Annotated in this window: 3 protein-coding genes; all 3 read right to left on the reverse strand. The window is 54.6% G+C overall.

The genetic code is table 11. From position 1 onward, the window contains the following. Positions 1-55: 55 nt before the first annotated feature. Entirely contained in the window at positions 56-889 is an 834-nt protein-coding gene (locus tag LU671_RS29135; RefSeq protein ID WP_021529708.1) for an ANT(3'')-Ia family aminoglycoside nucleotidyltransferase AadA6, read from the reverse strand. Between the two features lie 87 nt (positions 890-976). Beyond that, positions 977-1,777, reverse strand: coding sequence for a subclass B1 metallo-beta-lactamase VIM-2 (locus tag LU671_RS29140; RefSeq protein WP_003108247.1), 801 nt, complete (start codon positions 1,775-1,777; stop codon positions 977-979). Between the two features lie 78 nt (positions 1,778-1,855). After that, a complete protein-coding gene (gene aadB, locus LU671_RS29145; protein WP_000381802.1) occupies positions 1,856-2,389 on the reverse strand; it encodes an aminoglycoside nucleotidyltransferase ANT(2'')-Ia in 534 nt (177 codons plus the stop codon). Positions 2,390-2,469 lie beyond the last annotated feature (80 nt).

The raw sequence follows: 2,469 nt of genomic DNA on the forward strand, positions 1-2,469 counted from the left end.
TGCACGCTTAAAAATAATAAAAGCAGACTTGACCTGATAGTTTGGCTGTGAGCAATTATGTGCTTAGTGCATCTAACTTTGTTTTAGACATCACTGGCATGGCACTAAGCAATTTAGTGGCTTCATGTTTCACGAAGTGAACGAACGCCGCCAACTGATCCGCGCGTGAGGCCAAGCAATCTTCTCCTTGTCCAAGATAAGCCTGCCGGGCTTCAAGCAGTACGGGCTTATGTTGATCTGGCAGACGCTCCATTGCCCAGTTGGCAACGATATCCTTCGGTGCGATCTTGCCGGTTGCTGCGCTGTACCAAATGCGAGACAAGGTAAGCACTACATTCCGCTCATCGCCTTCCCAATCCGGCTGCGAATTCCATAGTTTCAGAGTGTCGCTCAATGCCTTGAATAGATCGCCTTCCGGAACTGGGTTAAAGAAATCCTCTGCGGCCGAACCTGCCAATGCAAGGCTATGCTGCCTTACTTTAGTTAGCAGAATAGCCAGATCAACATCGGTTGTGGCGGGCTCGAAGATGCCCGCAAGAATGTCCTTACGCTGCCACTCCCCGAATTGCAGTTCCCGTCTGGCCGGATAACGCCAAGGGACAACATCACCATGCACGACGATGGTAACTTCCAAGGCGCGGAGAGCCTCACTTTGGCCAGGGGAGGCAGAAATTTCCAAGAGATCTACGACCAGGGCTTGTCGGACAGTCTCATCGAGCCGTGCAGCCACAGTAACCAGCAAATCAATATCACTGTATGGCTTCAGGCCACCGTCCAGTGCAGAGCCGTACAAATGCACGGCCAGCAACGTTGATTCCAGATGACGCTCGATGGCGTTGAGAGCCAGTGATAGCTGTACCGAAATCTCGGCGGGTACTGCGTTACTCATGATGTCTAACGCCGAAGTTCAGCCGCCAGAACGGAGCGCAGCGGAGTGATGGTCGGCTGCAACTTCATGTTATGCCGCATCTGCCTGCTACTCAACGACTGAGCGATTTGTGTGCGCTTTTACAACATTCGTTGTGTGCTTGAGCAAGTCTAGACCGCCCGGCAGGCCGTGCCCCGGAATGACGAACTGTGCTTCCGGGTAGTGTTGTTGAATCCGCTCAATGGAGGTGGGCCATTCAGCCAGATCGGCATCGGCCACGTTCCCCGCAGACGTGCGTGACAACTCATAAATCGCACAACCACCATAGAGCACACTCGCAGACGGGACGTACACAACTAAGTTGTCGGTCGAATGCGCAGCACCAGGATAGAAGAGTTCTACTGGACCGAAGCGCACTGCGTCCCCGCTCGATGAGAGTCCTTCTAGAGAGTGCGTGGGAATCTCGTTCCCCTCTACCTCGGCTAGCCGGCGTGTCGACGGTGATGCGTACGTTGCCACCCCAGCCGCCCGAAGGACATCAACGCCGCCGACGCGGTCGTCATGAAAGTGCGTGGAGACTGCACGCGTTACAGGAAGTCCAATTTGCTTCTCAATCTCCGCGAGAAGTGCCGCTGTGTTTTTCGCACCCCACGCTGTATCAATCAAAAGCAACTCATCACCATCACGGACAATGAGACCATTGGACGGGTAGACTGCGCCATCAAACGACTGCGTTGCGATATGCGACCAAACACCATCGGCAATCTGGTAAAGCCGGACCTCCCCGACCGGAATTTCGCTGACTGTCGGATACTCACCGCTAGAATCTACGGAAAAAGCGAGCGGACTCGCAATAGCCATGATAGACGCGGTCAAATAGACCAATAACTTACTCAAAAGTTTGAACATCAAAACTCCATGGGGGTGAGTGCGGCATAACACCTGAGTTAAGCCGCGCCGCGAAGCGGCGTCGGCTTGGACGAATTGTTAGGCCGCATATCGCGACCTGAAAGCGGCACGCAAGACCTCAACCTTTTCCGCCCCGAGTGAGGTGCATGCGAGCCTGTAGGACTCTATGTGCTTTGTAGGCCAGTCCACTGGTGGTACTTCATCGGCATAGTAAAAGTAATCCCAGATGATCGCCTCCCAGCTGTTACAACGGACTGGCCGCCCGGCGATGACGCCCTCAGCCGCCTCTGGGCACGAGCCCTGCGGAGCCTCCGCGATTTCATACGCTTCGTCTGCCCACCAAGCAGGTTCGCAGTCAAGTAACTCATCCCCGATCTCCGCTAAGAATCCATAGTCCAACTCCTCCATGACGCGCCCGCCGAGCATTTCAACTATTGCCTCGAGCTCGCCGCGCCTCTCGCCGGGAAACGTCAGATCAATATCATCGTGCTTGCGTGTTACACGCCCTAGCCGTGCATCGATCGCCCAGCCCCCACCGATCCAGAGCGGCAGATTTCGCTCATCTGCCGCAGCTAGAATTTTGTGTATCAATGTGACCTGCGTTGTGTCCATGCGGCCTAACTTTGTTTTAGGGCGACTGCCCTGCTGCGTAACATCGTTGCTGCTCCATAACATCAAACATCGACCCACGG

Origin of the sequence: Pseudomonas sp. NMI760_13 (assembly GCF_021283245.1) — a bacterium.
Lineage (GTDB): Bacteria > Pseudomonadota > Gammaproteobacteria > Pseudomonadales > Pseudomonadaceae > Aquipseudomonas > Aquipseudomonas peradeniyensis.

What these genes read in the sequence shown, in the direction of transcription:
- LU671_RS29135 (WP_021529708.1), bottom strand. Translation starts at nt 889, where the DNA reads ATGAGTAACGCAGTACCCGCCGAGATTTCGGTACAGCTATCACTGGCT.
- LU671_RS29140 (WP_003108247.1), bottom strand. Translation starts at nt 1,777, where the DNA reads ATGTTCAAACTTTTGAGTAAGTTATTGGTCTATTTGACCGCGTCTATC.
- aadB (WP_000381802.1), bottom strand. Translation starts at nt 2,389, where the DNA reads ATGGACACAACGCAGGTCACATTGATACACAAAATTCTAGCTGCGGCA.